We start from the raw sequence: 21,212 nt of genomic DNA, 5'->3' as shown, positions 1-21,212 counted from the left end.
TAAAATAAAGGATTTCTACATATGTTTCCTTTGTATTCCCAGCACACATTCTGTGTGGCAAGTATGCGGAAACATATCTACCGCCCTTCCTCTTACCACTTCATATCCTCTCTCCCCCAGATACTTCACATCCCTCGCCAGCGTAGCCGAATCACAACTGACATACACAATCCTCTGCGGCTGCATCTGCACCATCGTCTCAAGCACAGATTCCTCGCACCCCTTCCTCGGCGGATCCACCACGATCACATCTGCCCGTGCCTGCTTACCGGGATGCTCTATAGCATAATTCGCATAGAATTCTGGCAGAACCTCCTCCGCCTTCCCCGCATAGAACTCCACATTGCCGATCTCATTGATCCTGGCATTCATCTTCGCATCCGCAACCGCCTGGGGAACAATCTCCACACCGTAGACCTTCCCCGCCTTTTGCGCCAGGAACAGAGAGATAGTCCCGATTCCGCAGTACACATCCCACACCGTCTCCACCCCATGAAGCCCCGCATATTCAAGCGCAGTTTCATACAGCTTCCTGGTCTGAACCGGATTCACCTGATAGAACGACAGGGGCGAGATTCGATATTTCACATCTCCGATATAATCCGTGATATAACTCTGCCCCCACAGCGTGATGATCTCGGTACCCATGATTACGTTCGTCTTATCCGTATTGACACAGACCGTGATGCTGGCCATCCCCTGAATCCGCGAAAGCCTGTCCGCCAATTCCTCTGTATGCGGGAGCTGTCTTCCATTCAGCACCAGGCAGACCATGATCTCATCCGTGGCAAAACCATAGCGGAGCAGTATGTGACGCACTAAGCCTCTGTGCTGTTCTTCATCGTAAGGCTCAATCCCATATTGCTCCATATAATCGAGGATAATCCTTAGAATATCGCCGTTTATCTCTACACCGAGACTGCAGTCAAGGCACGGGATAATCTGATGAGTCCGGCCTGCATAGAACCCTGCCGTTGGTCTGCCGTTTTTATCCCTTCCTACAGGATATTGCGCTTTATTCCGGTATCTGTAAGGCATATCCATCCCACAGACCGGCTCAAACACCGCATCCAACACCTCCCCGGGAATCCCGCCGATACGCATCAGATTGTTCCTAACCTTCTTTTCTTTGAATTCGAGCTGCTTCTCATAGCTCATAGCCTGAATCTGACATCCGCCGCACTGCCGGGCTACCGGACACTTTGGTTCTGCACGGTATTCTGACGGGAGTATAATATTCATAAGCCTAGCATATCCGTAATTTTTCTTGGCCTTCATAATCTTGGCTTCTACGACATCTCCGATTATCGCATCTTTGATAAACAGCGTATATCCATCGACCTTTCCAATGCCTTCCCCTCCAATTCCCATATCCTCTATCTCAACTGTAACCACATCATTCTTCTGCATAAATATACCTCTTTTTCCATTTGGATACAGGGCAAAATTCAATTTGGGACGTAGTAAACTGTCATTTTACTACGTCCCCATCCCTATCGTCTTTCTTAGATTGGTCTCAAACAGCCGGTTATACCCCAGCCAGTCATACGTATTCTTATCCTTGAATATCTCCGTCAGCGTCTGCATCTTCGCATCCGCGCAATCTGCAAAATTCAGTGCAAATGCCTCTGCGAGCGCAGGCTTCTTCGGCGATCCATATTCCAGTTCCCCGTGATGTGCCACAATACAATGCTTCAGCTCGCTTGCCAGTCTGTCCGGAAAATCCGGTATCGACCTCGCCGCTTCGCTGATCATCTCCACCCCTATCACAATATGGCCGAGAAGCTGACCGTCGTCCGTATAGTCATTCTCCGGAAACGGAGACAACTCCTTGATCTTCCCGATATCATGGCAGATCGCCGCCGTGTACAGGACGTCACTGTTCAGGATCGGATACGCCCCCACCATATATTCACAGAACTTCACAACACTAAGCGTATGTTCCAGAAGCCCTCCCGAGAAGCCATGATGTACGCTCTTAGCCGCCGAATGTGCCTTGAACTTCCGGATAAACGCCTCGTCCTTCACGAAATAATACTCTACCACCTGTCTCAGATATGGATTCTCAATCTTCTTCACATACCCCAGCAGTTCTTGATACATCTTCTCTGTATCCTTCCCGCTGGTCGGCAGATAATCCGCCATAGAATATTCTGTCTCTTCCGCTTTGCGGATCTGCTTGATATTCAATTGAAGGTTATTGTTATAATTGATGATCTCTCCATATACCTCTATAAAATCCATCTCATCATAATCCGCGATTCCTCCCGAATTCGGATCCCAGACCTTCCCGTCCAGCACCCCGGTCTTATCCTGAAGGATCAGATTATCATATGGTTTCCCGTTTCTTGTCTCTGCAGAGCGTTTCCCCTTACACAGATAAATGTTCCTGATTGTCTCTCCCTCTCGAAGAGTGTTGATAAATCTCATATTTCCGCCTCTTTCTGTCTCAGGAAATGTGAAGAAATAATGCCATCTCTCACAGTTCCCTATTCTCATGCTGTCTTTTCTTCAGAACGATCACATACGTCCTTTTCTACTCCTTACTCCCTACCGTCACAGTGAAATCAATATCCACATAACCATCGGCTCCCTGACGCTGTCCCTTCACCTTGACTTCACTTCCGACCTTCTTTTCCATCAATGACTGATGGTAAGCGCTGTAGGATGCGACCTCATCATCACCGATACTGGTGATGACGTCACCGCTCTGGATTCCCGCCGTCATGGCCGGAGAATCTGCCTCTACATTCTTCACATACAGACCCTTGGGAATTCCCTGCTCTTCTATCTCCTCAGTGACATCCACGCCGTAGATACCGATATACGGAACGCCCTGCCCGTTGGACAGGCATTCGATTATGTCCTTCACGTCCGTAATCCCATATCCTATGATCAGCTCCGTACTTCCTTCCTCCGCCGCACTCTGATCGATCAGGGCAATCGTCTCTCCCTTCAGATTCACGATAAATCCGCTCCCGTTTTTCGAACCGGCAATGTCCGTATTGATCAGACGATATTGCCTGTCAGCCAGATCCAGAGTATTCTTCCCAGATGCGATCGATCCAAATCCCATGGCGCCGGCATACCCAAAGGGCTTGCCGAGAACGATCGCCACATCCCCCTTGGACACTGCGTTGGAGCTTCCCAGCACCGCCGTCTCAATCTGTGCCCAGGTCGAGTCCTCCAGATCAGAACGGCTCACGGCATAGATTCCGATTCCTAGAGTTCCGTCACTCTTCTTCAATACCGCCGGGTACGCATTCCCATCGTTGAAGATTACCCGCAATTCCTGAGCCTCCTTGGCAACAGACGACTTGCCAAGAATCAGAAGCTCCCTTCCGTTATCCGCAACGATCAGGCCGGACACACTGTTCTTATAGTCCTTCGCCTCCTCCGTCCAGTCCTGATCCTTCGCAACCGCAACGATCTCTGCCACTGAACGGTTCGCTTCAATACCGATCGCCGTCAACGACTGCTGCATCTGCCGGTAGCTGTCTGCGTCAAGCGTCTGCTGTACCGCTGGTTCTGCCGGCTCCGCCTCCGGTTGTACTTTATCTTCTTCCGGCTCCTCCTTAGGAATCGTGACTTGCGCGGGATCATCCTGGAAAATGCCTTCCATCACCGGTCTCAGCGCAGTGAAACTGAAACAGGCGCACATCCCAAATACCAGACCAAAACCTGCCATTTTAAAAAATCCTTTTCTGATTCCTCTGCGATCCCGCTTGATCGTCTCCTGCATAAATAAATACTCCGACGGCTCCTCCTGCGGTTCCTCTTTTGGACGTAATTCTTCTTTTGGGTCTCTATGCTCTTCCATAGACGCATCCTTCTCCTTTTATAAATCCATTCCGGGTATACGCCCCATCGAATATAGTATAACCTATGAACGGCAATTGTTCAATATTTCTCTCTTTCTTTTATGGCGCAAATAGGTTAGAATATATCCAGGTGATGAATATGAATAAGAAAACATTAAACAAACTAGAATACAATAAGATTATTGAGCAGCTCGCAGACCATGCCTCATCTTCCAGCGGCAAGGAGCGCTGCATGAAGCTTAAGCCTATGACTTCTCTGCCCGAGATCACGATTTCCCAGCAGCAGACGGCGGCCGCATTTACACGGATCGTTAAGAAAGGCCGGCTTTCCTTTGGCGGGTGCAGCCCGGTCAATGATTCCCTGCGGCGCTTAGAGGTCGGCGCGGCTCTTGGAAGCGGAGAACTCTTACGCATCTGCAAGCTTCTGGAAACTGCCGGACGCGCCAAAGCATACGGCAGGCACGACAACAATGACGACCAGGAAGACTGCCTGGACCCGTTTTTCCGGCAGTTAGAGCCACTGACCACATTATCGGCAGAGATCCGCCGATGCATTTTAGAGGAAGATGAGATCAGCGACGATGCGAGCGGTACATTGAAGCATATCCGCCGCTCCATCAGCCAGATGAACGACAAGGTTCATTCCACGCTTACCGGCATGGTCAACGGATCTCTGCGCACTTACCTGCAGGATCCTATCATAACCATGCGCGGAGACCGCTACTGCATCCCGGTCAAGGCAGAGCACAGAGGCCAGGTTTCCGGTCTGATCCACGACCAGTCCTCCACCGGTTCCACACTATTTATTGAACCGATGGCAGTAGTCAAACTAAATAATGATCTAAAGGAGCTCTACAGGAAAGAGCAAGAAGAGATACAGGTAATCCTTGCCCGCTTAAGCGAGGACACGGCAGCATATACAGAAGAGATCCGCAGTAATTACACTGTTCTTGGCGAACTGGATTTCATCTTCGCGAGAGGCGGCCTTGCGCTGGATATGAATGCATCCATGCCGTTATTTAATACAGAAGGCCGCATCCACATCCGTGAGGGGCGTCATCCGCTTCTTAATAAGAGACAGGTTGTCCCCATCACCGTAACCCTTGGGGATACCTTTGACCTGCTGATCATTACCGGCCCCAATACAGGCGGTAAGACGGTATCCTTAAAGACCGTGGGGTTATTTACACTGATGGGACAGGCGGGACTTCATATCCCGGCATTAGACCGTTCCGAGCTTGCCGTATTCGAACATGTATATGCCGATATCGGAGATGAGCAGAGCATTGAACAGAGCCTCAGTACCTTCTCGTCTCATATGACGAATATCGTATCCTTCTTAAAGCACGTGGACGAGCATTCACTCGTTCTGTTTGACGAGCTTGGAGCCGGAACAGACCCTACCGAAGGCGCCGCCCTTGCTACTGCGATCTTGAACCATCTGCATCAGCGGGGGATCCGCACCATGGCGACCACCCATTACAGCGAATTAAAGGTATACGCCCTGTCCACTCCTCAGGTGGAGAATGCCTGCTGCGAGTTCGATCTGGAGACCCTCCGCCCTACCTATCGGCTCCTCATTGGAATCCCGGGGAAGAGCAATGCATTTGCTATCGCAGGCAAGCTTGGGCTGCCTGATTATATTATAGAAGAAGCCAGGACACATCTGACCGAACAGGACGAATCCTTTGAAGATCTGCTCACAGATCTGGAGACCAGCAAACGCACCATCCAGAAGGAACAGGATGAGATCAACGCATACAAACGTGAGCTGGAACGACTCAAAACCGAGGTGCGCCAAAAACAGGAACGGTTAGAAGAACAGAAGGAACGGATCCTCAGGGAAGCCAACGAGAAGGCCCACGCCATCCTGGCGGACGCTAAAGAGACTGCCGACGAGACTATCCGCAATTTCCATAAGTTCGGCAAGGAGAACATTTCCGCAGCAGAGATGGAGAAGGAACGCGAACGTCTCCGCAAGAAGATGGCTTCTGTCAGCTCCCATACAACGCTGGAAGCGAAGAAGCCCCGCAAGCAGCATAAGCCGTCCGATTTTAAACTGGGTGAATCCGTCAAGGTCTTAAGCATGAACCTGAACGGAACGGTCACCTCCCTTCCTGATGCCAGGGGCAATGTAACCGTACAGATGGGAATCCTCCGCTCCCAGATCCATATCTCTGATCTGGAGATCATAGAAGAGACCCCGTCTTACTCCGCCAAGCAGATGCATAAGACCTCCAAGGGTAAGATGAAGATGGGCAAGTCCTTCTCTGTAAGCCCAGAGATCAACCTGCTTGGGAAGACCGTGGACGAGGCTGTCGCGGAACTGGACAAATATTTAGACGACGCCGCACTTGCGCACCTGTCCTCCGTCCGTGTCGTACACGGTAAGGGAACCGGTGCATTGCGGACAGGCATCCACAATTATCTTCGACGCCAGAAGCATGTCAAATCCTTCCGGCTCGGTGCATTCGGCGAGGGGGATGCCGGCGTCACGATCGTCGAACTGAAATAAAAGGAGACAGATATGGTAAATAAACAGAAAATCTTAATCGTCGACGACGACGAGAATATTGCAGAACTGATATCCCTGTATCTTACCAAGGAATGCTTCGATACCATGATGGTGTATGACGGTGAGAAGGCGCTCATCGCCCAGGAAACCTATCAGCCCAACCTGATCCTTCTGGACCTTATGCTCCCTGGGATCGACGGCTACCAGGTGTGCCGGGAGATCCGGGCAAAATCTGCCGTTCCAATCATCATGCTGTCGGCAAAGGGAGAAGTCTTCGACAAGGTCCTTGGACTGGAGCTGGGTGCAGACGACTACATCATGAAGCCATTTGACTCTAAGGAACTGGTAGCCCGGGTTAAGGCCGTCCTCCGCCGCTATCAGGCCATTCCCAAAGCCGAGACTGCCAGGGAAGACAAGGGCAAATGCGTGGAATACCCCGGCATTTCTATCAACCTCACCAATTATTCCGTGCTGGTTGACGGACTCAGAGTCGATATGCCGCCAAAGGAGCTGGAGCTGTTATACTTCCTTGCTTCCTCTCCGAACCAGGTATTTACCCGGGAACAGCTTCTTGACCAGATCTGGGGATACGAATATATCGGAGATACCCGTACCGTTGACGTTCACATCAAACGGCTCCGCGAGAAGATCAAGGATCACGGCTCCTGGGGCATCAGCACCGTCTGGGGCATCGGGTACAAGTTCGAAGTGAAATAAACCTAACTATAAGGAGACTACATGCGCAGCACGTTACACTTGAAATTCATAATCGTATATATCATCTTCGGATTCCTGAGCATTTTCACAGTGGCGACACTGACCTTCAATCTGACCGAGAGTCCGCTGGAGGAGAAGACCGCCACCTCCCTTTACCGGGAGGCCAGCCTGATCGCAAGCAATTATCTGCCCGCCTACTTCGATGAGACCCTGGAGCTGGGAGATGTACGTCTCCAATTATCAGGTATGGAGATACAGTTGGAGGCTGCGGTGTGGTTCGTCGGCAAGGACGGAACGATGATAACCTCCGCAGAGCCGGAGACTTATCCTCCCGCCCCCAGGCATATTGAAGCCTTTAATCCTGCCGAGAGCGGCGGACAACAATATCTGACGGGCAATTATCACGATTATTTTGAAGAAGACGTCATGACCGTACTGGCGCCGGTCGTATACGGATATACCCCGAACGGATATCTGCTGATCCATAAGTATACCTCCGATATCCGCGACACCCAGAATGTCCTGATGCACGCCGCGATCATCACGGTATTGGTGATATATCTCCTCTCATTCATGATTCTTCTGGCTTTCCAGTATTTCATATACCGGCCGCTGCGCAAGATCACGGAGGCGGCCACACAATATGCATCCGGCAACCTGGAATACGAGATCCCTGTCAATACCGAGGATGAAATGGGCTATCTGTCCGCGTCTCTGAACTATATGTCCTCCCATCTGCGGGATATGGACGATTATCAGAAGAAATTCGTGGCAAATGTCTCTCATGACTTCCGTTCCCCTCTTACATCCATCAAGGGCTATGTAGAGGCTATGACGGACGGTACCATACCGCCGGAACTGTATGACAAATACTTGAAGATCATTCTGTTTGAGACGGAACGTCTGACCGACCTTACCCAGGATCTTCTGACCCTGAATGAATTCGACACTAAGAATCTTCTGCTGAACAAAGAACTCTTTGACATCCACGATATGATCAAGCAGGTCGCGGCCTCTTTCGAGGGCACCTGTACGCAGAAGAAGATTTCCATAGACGTGGTGCTTGCCGCCAAACACCTGAATGTCAACGCCGATAAACGCAAGATCCAACAGGTACTCTATAACCTTCTGGATAATGCAATCAAGTTCAGCGATCCTGACTCTGTAGTTACGGTCGAGACAACCGAACGCGGGGATAAAGTCTACATCTCTGTGAAGGACGACGGCATCGGCATTCCCAGAAGCTCTTTGAATAAGGTCTGGGAACGCTTCTACAAGTCTGATCTCTCCCGCGGAAAGGACAAGAAAGGGACCGGCTTAGGCCTTGCCATCGTCAAGGAAGCGATCCAGGCTCACGGAGAGAATATCAATGTGGTCAGCACAGAAGGCGTTGGGACAGAGTTTATCTTCTCGCTGCCCAAGGGATAAGAAAAACGCAGGCTTGACAGGCTGCGTTTTTTATATTTCCTTACTGTACGATCACCGTCGGATAACCGGCCTGTTTCAGCTGCTGCTCCATCTCGACCGCATCTTCCATATCTGTAAAATAGCCGACCTGGACACGGATATACGGACCGGAATCGTCCAGGAAGGCCGGAAATCCCTGTTCCAACAACTCATTCAACAGTCTCTCTGCATATCTCCGGTTGCGGAAAGCACCTACCTGGACACGGAAGCTGTCATTCTCGATAATTCCCTCTGAACTCAGCGTATCTAAGACACCTCCTGCGATCGCCCGCGCAATATCCTGGAAGTTATTGTCAAATAATTCATTGTCTACATCCGAATTAATAAACCCAGCTTCCACCAATAATGCCGGCATCCTCGTTCTTCTAAGTACCACCAGGTTGGGGCGGGCTTTTACCCCAAGATTCACGAAACCGACCGCTTCCAACTGATCGTTGATATCCTGCGCCATCTGATATTTCAGACCGGACAGATCGTATACCAGCGTCTCCACTCCCGACACCTCATTGTCCGTCGGATACGAATTCCTGTGGATCGATATGAAGAAATCCACCCCCGCATTGTTGGCTTCCATCGCTTTCTCATAGGGCGTCTGGTACACATCTGTTGTTCTCGTATATTGTACGTCGATCCCATTATTCTGAAGAATCTCTCCTACTGCCAAGGTCAGCCTCAAGGCATCATCCTTCTCCTGTCGGCCGTTGTAGACTGCGCCCGGGTCACGGCCCCCGTGTCCGGCATCCAGCATGATTGAATACGGCATAAACTGCTCCTGATACTTTTTGCATTATTATATGCCGAAAATCCTTATGATGTGATACATCCCGAACAATCGCTGAGAGATCTGTCTTATTTCAGACTCTCACCGCACATTCTTCGTCGCGACAATACTGACCCCTGTTCCGGCAGCATCGTCCAGTATAACATCCCCGATCTTAACCGGCGCCGATACAACCACATCTTTCAGCTCTCTTACGCACTCCAGCACCTTCTCCTTAGGTATATCCTCCTTCGTCTTAACCGAGACCATACTCTCACTGCCTCCCGATACCTTCACCGTGGAGGTCACGATCCTGGTCGGATCGGTCAATTCTTTTCTGGCATAAGTATCTCCCCGTCTGCAGGTATTGCCCGCAACGCTCACGATCTCCTTCCCATCCATGACAACCGTAAGCATACAGCCCAATGGGCAATTGATACATATCAGATTCTTCTCTTCCATCACTCTTGTGCCTCCTCAATCCTCACATTTATCTCCCTCAAATCAGGATACTCCATAAGCTGCTTTTTCGTAAGCATGATCTCCTCCATCTCACCGGGCGCGACCACTGCTTTCTTCCTCCGGGAGATCATCTCGCCGTCAAAATAGACGCTGACATAACAGTTCTTATATACGCCGCCCACCCGGAAACGCACCGTCAGATGTTCTCCCATCCGTTCGGCGCATATAGTCTCAGGCACCGTATAGCGCACCCCGGTTCCCACAGTAAGACGAACGAAAGGAGTGGTTGCCGTCTCCTTTGCCGACCGCACATACGCCGCCGCGTTCTTTCCTGCCGCCGCCGCTTCCTCCGATACGAAATCCACCAGATCATGTACATGAAGCACATTACCGCATGCGAAGACTCCCTCTATATTCGTCTCTAGGCTCTCGTTCACCCGCGGGCCAGATGTGACCGGATTCAACTCCACCCCCATACCTGCGGAAAGCTCGTTCTCCGGGATCAGGCCGACCGAAAGAAGAAGTGTGTCACAGGAATAGAACTCTTCTGTTCCCGATATCGGCTTACCCTTACAATCAACCTCCGCCAGCGTAATTCCCTCAAGCCTTTCCTTGCCCTTGATATCAACCACCGTGTGGCTCAGCTTAAGCGGTATTCCATAATCGTCAAGGCACTGCACGATATTCCGCTTAAGACCGCCGGAGTATGGCATCAGTTCCGCCACGACCTTTACCTTCGCGCCCTCAAGGGTCATCCTTCTTGCCATGATCAGGCCGATATCGCCGGAACCCAGGATAACTACCTCGCGCCCCGGAAGATACCCTTCCATATTCACAAGCCTCTGAGCCGTACCCGCCGAGAATATACCCGCCGGTCGGAATCCCGGAATGTTCAGAGCACCCCTTGGTCTCTCCCTGCATCCCATCGCCAGGATGACCGCCCCGGCGCAGACCTCGAACATCCCCTCTTCCCGGTTCATCGCCGTCACGACTTTATCCCGACTGATGTCCATGACCATGGTATTTAACTTGTACTCAATATCCAGATCCAATACCTGCTCGATAAATCTCGCCGCGTACTCCGGTCCCGTCAACTCTTCCTTAAATGTATGAAGCCCAAACCCGTTGTGGATGCACTGGTTCAGGATGCCTCCTAATTCTCTGTCACGTTCCAGGATCAAGATCTTGTCGATCCCGTTTTTCTTCGCGGCAACCGCAGCCGCAAGACCTGCCGGACCGCCGCCTATGATCACAATGTCTGCTGACAAATAGTTATTCATATCTCTGTTCCCTCCCCTATAGTATATCCTTATTCGTGCCTGCAAGAATTCTGGATGCTCCACCGGATTTCGTGACGTCCCTAATGTCCATATCCCATTCTCTCGCCAGAATCTCCATTACCCTTGGAGAACAGAAACCTGCCTGACAGCGTCCCATTCCGGCTCTTGTTCTGCGTTTTACACCGTCCAGAGATCTCGCCCCAAGAGGACGCCGGATCGCATCAATGATCTCGCCTTCCGTGATCATCTCGCACCGGCAGATGATATTACCATATGCAGGATTCTCCTTAATAAGCCTTGCCTGTTCTTCCTTTGACAGCTCCGCCGGCCTCAAGATGCCTTTCCTGACAGAGATGAAATCCTTCTTCTCAGTGAGTTCCATACGCTCTCTTAGGATACCGGCGATCCGTTTCCCTACCGCCGGACAGCTCGTAAGTCCCGGGGATTCGATACCGGCGCAGTCGATAAATCCCGGTGCGTCCTCCAGCTCCTCTATAATGAATTCGTCATCCTTCTCATGCGCCCGTAGCCCTGCAAAAGATGTGATCACCTGCCTCATCGGGAGATTCCTCGCGTTCATTCCGACCTTCTCAAGCACCTGATCAAGACCTTCTCTGGTCGTGTTCGTGCCCTCCTTATCCTCGATGTCTATAGCGGTGGGTCCAAGGATCAGATTGCCGTGGGCAGTCGGAGCGACAAGAACTCCTTTCCCAAACTTCCCCGGAAGCGTGAAGACTGTACTCTTCACATGGTTCCCCGCACTCTTATCCAGCAGGCAGTAATCCCCTCTTCTCGCCGTGATCTCTATCTTACGGCCGCTGACCATATTGTGGAACCGGTCTGCGTAGACACCCGCCGCATTTACCACGAATCCGGCTCGGAAGATTCCCTGATCCGTAATAAGCTCATAGCCTTCCTCAAGCCGTCTGATCTCCTGTACTTCTGTACAGAACCGGAATTCTGCGCCGTTGGCATACGCATTCTCTGCCAGGGCGATATTCAGCTCAAAGGGGCAGACGATTCCCCCTGACGGTGCATACAGCGCGGCGTACACATCTTCTGTCACGTTCGGCTCTTTTGCCAGGACCTCTTCTCTTTCAAGGATCTGAAGCCCCTTCACCCCATTAGCGATCCCTCTGTCGTACAGCTTACGAAGCTTCGGCAGATCTTCCTCGCTTCGGCAGATCACCAGCGAACCGTTGCGCACAAACGGAATATCCAGTTCTTCCGACAGCTTCTCCATCATCTCATTCCCCCGCAGATTCATCTGCGCTTTCAGGGAACCGACCGGCGCATCATAGCCGGCATGGACGATTCCGCTGTTGGCCTTAGAGGTCCCGCAGCATACGTCTTCCTCCTTCTCAAGTACACATACCTTAACATGGTAGCGCGACAGTTCTCTCGCCGCTGCACAGCCGGATACCCCGGCTCCGATAATGATTACTTCATATTCTTGCATCTTCCTGACTCCTCTCACTCTGATTCATCCGCGGCATCTGCCGAATGCACATGCAAGCATGCTCTCGCGGCAGTCGCCAAATGCGCATGCAAGCATGCCCGCTTGGCTCGTTGCCCGCGGAAAGAAAAAGAGTCGGCAAACAGACGCATCTCTCTCAATGCGGTGATTGCCTGACTCTTTTCTCGTGCAATTCTCTCTTCAATTATTCTCATCTGGCCGTCTGCAGTCAGATCTCTTATTCCTCGTCCTTCGCCCATCCATAGGCATACTTGACAGCCTTATTCCACCCCTTGATCTTCTTCTCCCGTTCTTCCATTGCGATCGCAGGCTCGAAGGTCCGGTCGATCGCCCAGTTCTTAAGCACATCTTCCTTGCTCTTCCAGTAGCCTACTGCCAGGCCCGCCAGATACGCAGCTCCCATAGCTGTCGTCTCGACGCACTGCGGACGCTGTACCGGGGCGTTGATGATATCGGCCTGTGTCTGCATCAGGAAATCATTGGCGCTGGCGCCCCCGTCTACCTTCAGTGACGCCAGGGAAATGCCTGAATCCGCCTTCATCGCCGCCAGTACATCATTAACCTGATAGGCCAGGGATTCTAAGGTCGCACGGATAATATGATACTTATTCACTCCGCGGGTGATCCCCACGATGGTTCCTCTCGCATACTGATCCCAGTGCGGCGCCCCAAGCCCTGTAAATGCAGGCACCACATAGCACCCGTTGGTATCCTTCACCTTCTTCGCCATATATTCCGAATCCGCAGCCGAATCAATCAGGCGCATCTCATCTCTCAGCCATTGGATTGCCGCTCCTGCTACGAAGATCGATCCCTCAAGAGCATAATCCACCTTGCCGTCAAGTCCCCAGGCTATGGTGGTGACCAGTCCATTCTTCGAGAACACCGGCTTCTCTCCGGTATTCATCAGCAGGAAGCATCCGGTTCCATATGTATTCTTGGCCTCCCCCGCCGTAAAACAGGTCTGCCCAAATAACGCCGACTGCTGGTCGCCTGCCGCCCCTGCAATCGGAATCGGTCCGCCAAAGAAGGATGGATCCGCTTCACCGTAGACACAGCTTGAAGGCTTCGCCTCAGGAAGCATACATCTGGGAATATTCAGCTCTTCTAAAATCTCATCATCCCATTCCAGTGTATTGATATTAAAAAGCATGGTGCGGGAAGCGTTGGAATAATCTGTCACATGGACCGCGCCCTTCGTAAGCTTCCAGATCAGCCAGGTCTCTACCGTTCCGAACAGAAGCTCTCCTCTCTCGGCTCTCTCCCTTGCTCCCGGCACATGGTCCAAGATCCATCTCACCTTCGTCCCCGCAAAATAGGCATCGATCACAAGCCCGGTCTTCTCCCTGAACTTGTCTGTCAATCCCTTCTCCTTCAGAGAATCACAGTATTCCGACGTTCTCCGGCATTGCCAGACGATCGCATGATAGATAGGTTCTCCCGTATTCTTATCCCATACGATCGCTGTCTCTCTCTGATTGGTGATCCCGATCGCGGCAATATCCTCTGCCGCTGCTCCGATCATATTCATCGCCTCCACAGCTACGCCCATCTGGCTCGCCCAGATCTCATCGGCATCATGCTCCACCCAGCCCGGCTTGGGGAAATACTGCTTAAACTCCCGCTGGGCAACGCTGCACATCCCGCCTGCCTCGTCAAAAAGAATACACCTGTTGCTGGTCGTTCCGGCATCCAATGCCATTACATATTTGGCCATACTTCTCCTCCTGTTCTCTTATCTGCGTCTTCTAAAACCCACATCCGCTTCTCATTCTACACCTGCATGTATCCTGTATCTGCCGCAGATCACATCCTATCCTACATCCGCCACACGTCCTGGTGCGTCGTAGATACCGCGATCGCCCCTGCGTTAAGCGCTCCCATCACAGCTTCTTTGTCCGTGATCAGGCCGCCCGCAATAATGGGCGTCCTGGATGTTCTGCAGATCTTCTGTATCACCTTGGGCATCAGTCCCGGAAGCACCTCTATAAAGTCCGGCTTCACAATCGACTGCTGCTGCCTGATACTCTCCAATGCCATGGAATCAATCAGGAAGTACCGAAGGACCGTACACAGGGACAACTCCCTCCCTCTTCGTATCAGGGACGGCTTCGTTGATATAATCCCGTCTGCCTGCGTATTCTTCTTGATAAAATCAACCGCCACTTCCTTCGAATTTAAACCCGCGATCAGATCCACATGAACCATGGCCATCCGTCCCGTCTCCTTCACCTGGCTTACAATCTCTCCGATCGAACAGATATCGCCGAACAAGATAAAAACCACCTTGATATCCTCAAGCCTGCAGCATATCCTGAGGCCTTCCATATCTTTCACTGCCGCAACGACCGGATTCCCCTCGATCGCATCATAATACTTCCTGTCCATTCTACTCTCCTCTAGCACAGCGCTGCAGAACTCACTATTAATTACGCAATGCTGTACTGGCTGCTTGCGAAAAAAAGAGCAAACTTCACAACAACACTTCTGCTGCCCTCATTCGCTCTCCTATCTCAACACTGCTATTCAACTGTTATAACTATATCATAACAAAGCGAACTTCACAACTGTTTTTTACAAATATTCATTAGCCTGCCCGCCAACAGCAAAAGTGTATTTCTCCGCCAGACTATGGCCGTTATACATCCGGTACCCGCAAGTCCAAGGAGAACAATACCGCCTCTGCGGATCGGTTCTGCGACTGTCTCTTGCTGCTCCCGGATTACCTGATCCTTCGTACTTTCTTGAACAGGAACTCCCAGCATCTTCCTGATCGGTCCTGCAAACCTGTTAAGAAGGCTTTGCTTATGCGCCACTGTAAAATCCATACATGATACCGCACAGTTGCCTGCTTTGTCATATGCCTTCACCAGGACTTCGTAGTCTCTGCACTCTTTTATCTCATAGGAATAGGTCTTTTTCTCAGCGCTGGTCTTCTGTAATTTCCCATTGATCCGAATTTCCTCGATATAATCTTCCTGATTCTCAAGCGATACTTCGAGATTCATTGCTTCCTCGTAGACCTGTCCGTCCCTGGCATTTCCGAATATGATCCGCGGCGCCGTTCGGTCAATGGCAAATTCTGCTTCCGCCCTGCCTTTATTCCCGGCAGAATCCTCCGCCTGTACTTCTAATACATGCTTCCCTTCTCTCAAGATATTCTCTCCGATATGGTACGGCCTGCCGTCCAGACATACTGAGTAAGTATAGCTGGTAAAGTCCTTTACCGTTTCTTCCGCCGGATATTCCCAGCAGAAGCTCTTCATATACTGCCCGTCCAGCTCATCTACATGGCGGATGACCGGATCCTCACTGTCTATGATCACCTGTCCCTTGCTGCTGCCCTCATATCCCGCCTGATCCCATGCGCTGACGCTCAGTTGATAGATTCCATCTTCATTCAAGGTCTGCCGTGCACTTTTGCCTCCTTTTTCTTCCTTCCACTCTTCTGCCGCCAGATATATGACCTGTCCTCTGGGATCCTCCCATCTGGCGCCTGCCTCTATTTTCCCGACAGCATTCTCCTCCTCTATCAGATATTTAACCTCCACCGGTTCACTGGTGATCATGTAGTCTGATACCCCTTCCACCGCTGTTCTTGGCGGGCGCTGATCGATATAGAGACCGCACGTCTCTCTTGCAATATTTCCGGCGCGGTCTGTCACTCTCACCATTACCGGAACCGCCTTCCCGCCTGCCGACGCACAAGAGATCAGGAAACCGGCAGAAGCTTCCTTACTGCTTCCGATCTTCTGGCTGCCTACAAAGCAGGCAATCTCTTCAATCCGGCTCCCCTTGACGCCATCCTCACCGGACGCATTGATGAAAACCTCCTTCTGATACCAGGCTTCTGCTCCCAAAGGTGTCTGGATCCTGACTGACGGCGGCTGTGTATCAACCAGAAAAGTCTTCTCTAACGCATATTCTTCCACACGTTTTCCTGCTTCATCCTCCATCCATACCGACAGATGATTGCTGCCTTCAAGGAAACGCTCCCTTCTGATCTTGAAGCTGCCGTCTTTTTCTGTCAGCCCGCCTTCTTCCCTGCGCCCGCTGCTGTCAGTAAAACAATACCTGGTAACCCCTCTCTCGCTGTTATGCCACACTTCCGCTTCCGGTCTGGTCTTGTAATATCCGTTCTGTCCGTCCTCCGGCGGGATGACCGTCTTGAAGCATTCTATAGGCGGTTCTTCCGTATCGTCTTTATCTTCCCCGGAAGTTCCTGGTTCTTCTTCCGTGCCATCTTTGCCATCTCCTTCCGGCTCTTCTTCCGTGCCGTCTTTGCCGCCTCCTTCCGGCTCTCCCTCAGGTTCTTTCTTTCCCGATCCGTCGGATGGTCCTTCCTGTGTTCCTCCTGATATCTCATTTCCCTCTTCCCATGACCCATCCGAATCTGCAGCCGTCTCCCGGTCCGGGCTTATATTCTGCTCCCCGCAGCTTTCATCCCAGGCATATGCCGGTCTAACGGCAGGCGACTGCTGCCAGTAGATCAATCCCAGTATTACCAACAACGCAACAATATTCTTCATCTTCCTACCCATACGTGATCACCCTCCACATGTATTTCATATTCTCTTTGCAGCTTCTGAAACTCTTCCATCTCAAGAATCTCCCTGCTCTGACCGATATATCCCTGTATTGTCTGGACGCACAGCCCGCGGTCTACGGTGCCGTCCTGACACAGCAGCCGGATATGCATGATCTTAAGCCCTTCCGAATCTGTCTGCTCCTCAACTCCCCGAATGCAGGCATCCAATGCCCGGTCATTTCGCCCGCAGCTCTCATATAATACAATAATTTTCCTGTAGATCTCTTCTCTCTTCCCATTATCTTCCGTCTGCTCCAACAGCTCTTCATAGATACGCGCAGCTTCTTCTGATTCCCCCACCCTCTCACAGGCGGAAGCCATATACTCCTTCACTTCCTTTGACTCTTCGCTCTCTTCCTCCAGTTCGTCCAAACAGGCTTTGCCCAGCCGGAGAATGGACTCTGACGACCGTCTCGTATTCAGCGACCCGTAGCCCCTGATCAGACACCGGTACCAGCGTTCGCAGCCTTCCTCCGGCGCCGCTTCCTCCAGCGCCTTCAAGTGTTTACCCAGTTCCCCGGGTTCCTTTCTTCTCCCCAGAAGCGCCTCTACCACCTCCCGCAGATCATCTGCCGGTGTATAATCATTCTTAATCTTCTCAAGATAACGGATGCTCTTCTCATAATCTTCCACATCCAGGATATACGCCATCGCAAGCTCCATATAAGATCTGTATTCTTCTGTCAGCTCTTCTCGCGGTCCCCCGGTTTCCTGTACCTCTCTCAAATCCTCAGATCCCCTCATATTCTGATCGTCTCCTATTTTCTGAGTTTTCCAGTCTTCCCGTGATGTCTGGGTTACTGCTTGATGCCGCCCCATTTGAATCCAATCCGGAAACTTCCACGCCGCCGCAAGGAACAACGCTGTCCCTCCGATCATGAAGGCCTTCTTTCTTCTGCTGATATGGCTGTGTCTTATCTTTTTTCGATATTGCGGAATATTTCTGCGAATTTCTGCTGCATTTTGATATGCCAATTTAGACTGATATTTCAGACATTTTGATATGATATTTCGAAATCTTCTTTCCTCCCGCCTGTTAAGCGGCGGCTGCGGTACCGTAACCGACAGAATGTATTGGATGGTCTTCCCCGCCCCATAGATGTCAAGCCCGGTACTTGCCTTCTGGTAGTACGCCTCCTCCGCCGGGAGAAAACATTCCCGGACAGCACGCTTCTGCATGAATTTTAACTGTTTTTCGTTAGAACCTGCCTCCAGGTCAAGGAAATACAATCTCCCCTCTTCCGTGACCACAATACTGTACGGATTGACATACTGATAACAAGGCTTCTTCCTGCACTTATGGAGCATCCCCAACTGCCCTGTAAGATCCCGGATCAGAGCAAACAGACGGCCCTTGGAGATTCCTGGCTGACTTTTAAGCCAACCTGCCAATATCCATCCCTCCACACACTCCGAACTGATATAACAGGTTTGTCCGTGCTCAATCAGACGCAATACGTCATACTCTTCTTTTGATGCCACTTGCATCACCTCTTTTTCTTTGCCAGATTATTAAAATTACTAACGGGAAAATCGAATATCGAATTACCAGATCTAAAAGATTCTTTTGAATATTAGAGTGATTTATATATTACTCGATTTCATCTGAAAATACAAGTATTTTTTGAAAAATAAAATAAATATTCCCGGACAGCAGAACAGATCTGATTCTGTCCCGCTGCCGGGAATTAAAAAACCGTCTTTTACAGAGGTCTATCTATAGCTTAACTCTGTCGGAGTAAGCAGATGTCTCGGAATTCCGTCAACCATAACCGGTGACACATCTCCCTGGATCAAAGGCTTCACGTAGGAAATGAACTCATTCGTCACATAGGTACCTTCTTCGTTCACCCACTCCCTCGGAACAAGCTTCTCATCATTGGCGATCTTGTGGACATCCTTCACCTCAGTTCCGCACTGATACGGATCATCGGACAATCTCTGCAGGACTACCATCTTGCCGGAATCTCCCTCGTCCGCTGCCTTCACTGCCGCACCGCCTACCTGATATGCTTCCAGGATGTCTACACGGGATGCCGCATGTGATGCGGAACGCTGCAGGGTACTGAGCTCAATCGCACGAGTCTTACATCCGATCTCGCCCGCAATAAAGCTTGCAAGATAAGACGCTGTTCCTGATAACTGCTTATGTCCGAATGCATCAACAAAGTCGATACTATTGCCAAGTTCACACACATAGGTGCCGTCTGCCGTGCGGATCCCCTCAGAAACCGCAACTACGATAGATGTCTTCTTCTCTACCAGCGCTTTAACCTTCGCGCTGAAAGAATGGAGATCGAACTCGATCTCCGGCAGATAGATCAGATCCGGACCCTCGCAGTCCTCGCCCATGGACAAGGCTGCTGAACCTGTAAGCCAGCCTGCATTACGTCCCATGATCTCTACGATCGTAACGATTCCCTTCTCATGCTCTAAGCAGAATCCGTCACGGATGATCTCTTTCATAGATGTTCCGATATATTTTGCAGCGCTTCCATAGCCCGGCGTATGGTCCGTCAGTGCCAGATCGTTATCAATCGTCTTCGGGCATCCGATAAATCTCGTTGAAAATCCTGTAATGATCGCGTAATCAGACAGCTTCTTGATGGTATCCATGGAATCATTGCCGCCGATATAGATAAAGGCTTCAATATCCAGCTTCTCAAGAATCGCAAAAATCTTGTCATATACTTCGCGGTTCTCATGGATCTCAGGCAGCTTGTACCGGCATGAACCTAAAAATGCCGCCGGCGTCCTCTTCAATAATTCCGCATCCAACTCTGTCTTGATGTGATCTGACAGATCGATATATCTCTCCTCTAACAGCCCCTGTACACCATGAAGCATACCATATACCTTCTGCGCTCCACGATCCTTCGCTGTGCGGTAAACTCCGGCAAGGCTTGAATTGATCGCTGCCGTTGGTCCTCCTGACTGTCCAACAATAACATTTCTCTTCATAGTTAATGATTCCCTTCCTTCCTTAAAATTGCTGACGATAGTAATATCTTAGTATATTTTGGCGTAAATGTCTACAAAAAATAGCGTCATATCCGCCAAAAACTTCAAGAAATGCCCTACTCTGACATCTCCGAAACTGCAGTCTGCGCAAAAATATATCCCTTCATACATCCGTTGCCCGTGACGTCGATTACTTCTTTGTCATCCACTTCCACTTCCATCTCACAGTTATTCCTGCACACCTCACAGTTGATCTTCTTCTTCTCCATCAAAGAATTCCTCTCCCGGCAAACAATCTGCCGATATGATAAAAGTCCCCACAGACAATCTGCAAGGACTTAAAGCGTGGGCGAGAGGATTCGAACCCCCGACCTTTTGGTCCGTAGCCAAACGCTCTATCCAGCTGAGCTACGCCCACATAAAACACAAGGTTATTTACAACGATATTCATTATAGCCTAGTTATCATAGAATGTCAAGATAATATTTTAACTTATTTCGGATCTGAAAAGTTTAATATTAAATGCGAAGGGAAGCGAAAGCCTCCCGACGCATTATTTTTTTACCTAAAAACAGCAAAAAGGCCAAGAAACGGCCATTTTATAAAGTCTGTATTTATCGGTGTAGGCTGACAAGTTTTAAGTTCGGTTTTTAAGGTGAAAACCGGGCAGCGGTGGAGAACATCAACGCTTTAAAAGGTTCCATGTCGTTCAACAAGTTTGCGGCTTTTAATGTGAAAGCCGATACGGTCAAGGCGGCCCAGAAAAAAAGACGCCAGCCGGAGCGCGTGAAAACCGGTGGAAAAGTACACGCCCGAAAAATGCAGATTTTACAAAATGGCCGTGGCATGAAACCAAATCACAAGGAGGTGAGAACGTGAGAAACTACCGATATTTGACGCTGGCCGATCGCGAGAAACTGGAGTCCCACTATCTGAAAGGAGAACGCCCGCAGGACATAGCCGACACCCTCGGTGTGCATGTGGCGACTATCTACAAAGAGCTGAAACGCGGCGACACTGGGAAACTCGACAACAACATGCGGCAAGGGTACAGTGCAACGCTGGCCCAGTATCGCCTCCAGCAGAGCTTCAAGTGCAGAGGGCGAAAAGTCAAAGACGAACAGAAAAGCCCTGAAACTGTCACAAGCTAACCAGAAAGAAAGG

18 protein-coding genes and 1 tRNA gene are annotated in these 21,212 nt (G+C 50.6%); 5 read left to right on the top strand and 14 right to left on the bottom strand.

Annotated features, from left to right (window positions below; all coding sequences use genetic code 11):
- Window positions 1-15: 15 nt before the first annotated feature.
- The 3 genes from rlmD to VSQ62_RS06120 form a co-directional block, all read right to left on the bottom strand.
- Window positions 16-1,410 carry a 23S rRNA (uracil(1939)-C(5))-methyltransferase RlmD gene (rlmD, locus tag VSQ62_RS06130; protein WP_334633793.1) on the bottom strand — a complete coding sequence of 465 codons (1,395 nt, stop codon included), beginning with the start codon at window positions 1,408-1,410 and terminating at the stop codon, window positions 16-18.
- Window positions 1,411-1,479: 69 nt separating this feature from the next.
- Window positions 1,480-2,430, bottom strand: a complete 951-nt coding sequence (locus VSQ62_RS06125; RefSeq protein WP_334633791.1) for a 3'-5' exoribonuclease YhaM family protein — start codon at window positions 2,428-2,430, stop codon at window positions 1,480-1,482.
- Window positions 2,431-2,536: 106 nt separating this feature from the next.
- The gene (locus VSQ62_RS06120; protein ID WP_334633789.1) at window positions 2,537-3,820 is read right to left on the bottom strand and encodes a S1C family serine protease; all 1,284 of its coding nucleotides are present in this window, start codon (window positions 3,818-3,820) and stop codon (window positions 2,537-2,539) included.
- Window positions 3,821-3,960: 140 nt separating this feature from the next.
- Between VSQ62_RS06120 and VSQ62_RS06115 the strand changes: the two genes are divergently transcribed.
- Genes VSQ62_RS06115 through VSQ62_RS06105 form a run of 3 tightly spaced genes read left to right on the top strand, consistent with a single transcriptional unit; the run spans window position 3,961 to window position 8,481 of the window.
- Entirely contained in the window at window positions 3,961-6,336 is a 2,376-nt protein-coding gene (locus VSQ62_RS06115) for an endonuclease MutS2 (RefSeq protein WP_334633787.1), read from the top strand.
- Window positions 6,337-6,348: 12 nt separating this feature from the next.
- The gene (locus VSQ62_RS06110) at window positions 6,349-7,053 is read left to right on the top strand and encodes a response regulator (RefSeq protein ID WP_334633785.1); all 705 of its coding nucleotides are present in this window, start codon (window positions 6,349-6,351) and stop codon (window positions 7,051-7,053) included.
- 21 nt (window positions 7,054-7,074) lie between these two features.
- On the top strand, window positions 7,075-8,481 hold the full coding sequence (locus tag VSQ62_RS06105; protein ID WP_334633784.1) for a sensor histidine kinase: 1,407 nt from the start codon (window positions 7,075-7,077) through the stop codon (window positions 8,479-8,481).
- Between the two features lie 40 nt (window positions 8,482-8,521).
- Here VSQ62_RS06105 and VSQ62_RS06100 read toward each other — a convergent pair whose 3' ends face one another.
- The 11 genes from VSQ62_RS06100 to VSQ62_RS06050 all read right to left on the bottom strand — a co-directional run bounded on the left by VSQ62_RS06100 (window position 8,522) and on the right by VSQ62_RS06050 (window position 20,466).
- Window positions 8,522-9,283 carry an N-acetylmuramoyl-L-alanine amidase gene (locus tag VSQ62_RS06100; protein ID WP_334633783.1) on the bottom strand — a complete coding sequence of 254 codons (762 nt, stop codon included), beginning with the start codon at window positions 9,281-9,283 and terminating at the stop codon, window positions 8,522-8,524.
- A 99-nt stretch (window positions 9,284-9,382) separates the two neighbouring features.
- A complete protein-coding gene (locus VSQ62_RS06095) occupies window positions 9,383-9,742 on the bottom strand; it encodes a DUF1667 domain-containing protein (RefSeq protein WP_334633782.1) in 360 nt (119 codons plus the stop codon).
- On the bottom strand, window positions 9,742-11,022 hold the full coding sequence (locus VSQ62_RS06090) for an NAD(P)/FAD-dependent oxidoreductase (RefSeq protein WP_334633781.1): 1,281 nt from the start codon (window positions 11,020-11,022) through the stop codon (window positions 9,742-9,744). Before VSQ62_RS06090 ends, VSQ62_RS06095 begins: the two co-directional genes overlap by 1 nt.
- A gap of 16 nt (window positions 11,023-11,038) precedes the next feature.
- Window positions 11,039-12,481: an NAD(P)/FAD-dependent oxidoreductase gene (locus VSQ62_RS06085; protein ID WP_334633780.1), complete on the bottom strand. Its 1,443-nt coding sequence runs from the start codon at window positions 12,479-12,481 to the stop codon at window positions 11,039-11,041.
- Between the two features lie 235 nt (window positions 12,482-12,716).
- The gene (gene glpK, locus VSQ62_RS06080) at window positions 12,717-14,216 is read right to left on the bottom strand and encodes a glycerol kinase GlpK (RefSeq protein WP_334633779.1); all 1,500 of its coding nucleotides are present in this window, start codon (window positions 14,214-14,216) and stop codon (window positions 12,717-12,719) included.
- A 101-nt stretch (window positions 14,217-14,317) separates the two neighbouring features.
- A complete protein-coding gene (locus tag VSQ62_RS06075) occupies window positions 14,318-14,887 on the bottom strand; it encodes a glycerol-3-phosphate responsive antiterminator (protein WP_334633778.1) in 570 nt (189 codons plus the stop codon).
- A gap of 173 nt (window positions 14,888-15,060) precedes the next feature.
- On the bottom strand, window positions 15,061-17,040 hold the full coding sequence (locus tag VSQ62_RS06070; RefSeq protein WP_334633777.1) for an ICP22 family protein: 1,980 nt from the start codon (window positions 17,038-17,040) through the stop codon (window positions 15,061-15,063).
- Complete coding sequence (locus VSQ62_RS06065) at window positions 17,025-18,575, bottom strand: hypothetical protein (protein ID WP_502957715.1); 1,551 nt, start codon at window positions 18,573-18,575, stop codon at window positions 17,025-17,027. The genes VSQ62_RS06070 and VSQ62_RS06065 overlap by 16 nt, the downstream gene beginning before the upstream one ends.
- A 225-nt stretch (window positions 18,576-18,800) precedes the next feature.
- Complete coding sequence (locus tag VSQ62_RS06060; RefSeq protein ID WP_334633774.1) at window positions 18,801-20,048, bottom strand: 6-phosphofructokinase; 1,248 nt, start codon at window positions 20,046-20,048, stop codon at window positions 18,801-18,803.
- A 116-nt stretch (window positions 20,049-20,164) separates the two neighbouring features.
- Window positions 20,165-20,317, bottom strand: coding sequence for a hypothetical protein (locus tag VSQ62_RS06055; RefSeq protein ID WP_334633773.1), 153 nt, complete (start codon window positions 20,315-20,317; stop codon window positions 20,165-20,167).
- A gap of 75 nt (window positions 20,318-20,392) precedes the next feature.
- Window positions 20,393-20,466: transfer RNA gene (locus VSQ62_RS06050), tRNA-Arg, on the bottom strand.
- Window positions 20,467-20,720: 254 nt separating this feature from the next.
- On the opposite strand from VSQ62_RS06050, the gene VSQ62_RS06045 reads away from it, so the two are divergent.
- A complete protein-coding gene (locus VSQ62_RS06045; protein WP_334633772.1) occupies window positions 20,721-20,927 on the top strand; it encodes a hypothetical protein in 207 nt (68 codons plus the stop codon).
- Window positions 20,924-21,199, top strand: coding sequence for a helix-turn-helix domain-containing protein (locus VSQ62_RS06040; protein ID WP_334633770.1), 276 nt, complete (start codon window positions 20,924-20,926; stop codon window positions 21,197-21,199). The genes VSQ62_RS06045 and VSQ62_RS06040 overlap by 4 nt, the downstream gene beginning before the upstream one ends.
- Window positions 21,200-21,212: the final 13 nt, after the last annotated feature.

The sequence above is a fragment of the Sporofaciens sp. JLR.KK001 genome (assembly GCF_036941055.1).
Lineage (GTDB): Bacteria > Bacillota > Clostridia > Lachnospirales > Lachnospiraceae > Sporofaciens.
This window is presented reverse-complemented; position numbering and strand designations above follow the sequence as displayed.

Bases quoted from the DNA above. Each gene is read 5' to 3' on its own strand.
- rlmD (WP_334633793.1), bottom strand. From the start codon at position 1,410: ATGCAGAAGAATGATGTGGTTACAGTTGAGATAGAGGATATGGGAATT.
- VSQ62_RS06125 (WP_334633791.1), bottom strand. From the start codon at position 2,430: ATGAGATTTATCAACACTCTTCGAGAGGGAGAGACAATCAGGAACATT.
- VSQ62_RS06120 (WP_334633789.1), bottom strand. From the start codon at position 3,820: ATGGAAGAGCATAGAGACCCAAAAGAAGAATTACGTCCAAAAGAGGAA.
- VSQ62_RS06115 (WP_334633787.1), top strand. From the start codon at position 3,961: ATGAATAAGAAAACATTAAACAAACTAGAATACAATAAGATTATTGAG.
- VSQ62_RS06110 (WP_334633785.1), top strand. From the start codon at position 6,349: ATGGTAAATAAACAGAAAATCTTAATCGTCGACGACGACGAGAATATT.
- VSQ62_RS06105 (WP_334633784.1), top strand. From the start codon at position 7,075: ATGCGCAGCACGTTACACTTGAAATTCATAATCGTATATATCATCTTC.
- VSQ62_RS06100 (WP_334633783.1), bottom strand. From the start codon at position 9,283: ATGCCGTATTCAATCATGCTGGATGCCGGACACGGGGGCCGTGACCCG.
- VSQ62_RS06095 (WP_334633782.1), bottom strand. From the start codon at position 9,742: ATGGAAGAGAAGAATCTGATATGTATCAATTGCCCATTGGGCTGTATG.
- VSQ62_RS06090 (WP_334633781.1), bottom strand. From the start codon at position 11,022: ATGAATAACTATTTGTCAGCAGACATTGTGATCATAGGCGGCGGTCCG.
- VSQ62_RS06085 (WP_334633780.1), bottom strand. From the start codon at position 12,481: ATGCAAGAATATGAAGTAATCATTATCGGAGCCGGGGTATCCGGCTGT.
- glpK (WP_334633779.1), bottom strand. From the start codon at position 14,216: ATGGCCAAATATGTAATGGCATTGGATGCCGGAACGACCAGCAACAGG.
- VSQ62_RS06075 (WP_334633778.1), bottom strand. From the start codon at position 14,887: ATGGACAGGAAGTATTATGATGCGATCGAGGGGAATCCGGTCGTTGCG.
- VSQ62_RS06070 (WP_334633777.1), bottom strand. From the start codon at position 17,040: ATGGGTAGGAAGATGAAGAATATTGTTGCGTTGTTGGTAATACTGGGA.
- VSQ62_RS06065 (WP_502957715.1), bottom strand. From the start codon at position 18,575: ATGCAAGTGGCATCAAAAGAAGAGTATGACGTATTGCGTCTGATTGAG.
- VSQ62_RS06060 (WP_334633774.1), bottom strand. From the start codon at position 20,048: ATGAAGAGAAATGTTATTGTTGGACAGTCAGGAGGACCAACGGCAGCG.
- VSQ62_RS06055 (WP_334633773.1), bottom strand. From the start codon at position 20,317: ATGGAGAAGAAGAAGATCAACTGTGAGGTGTGCAGGAATAACTGTGAG.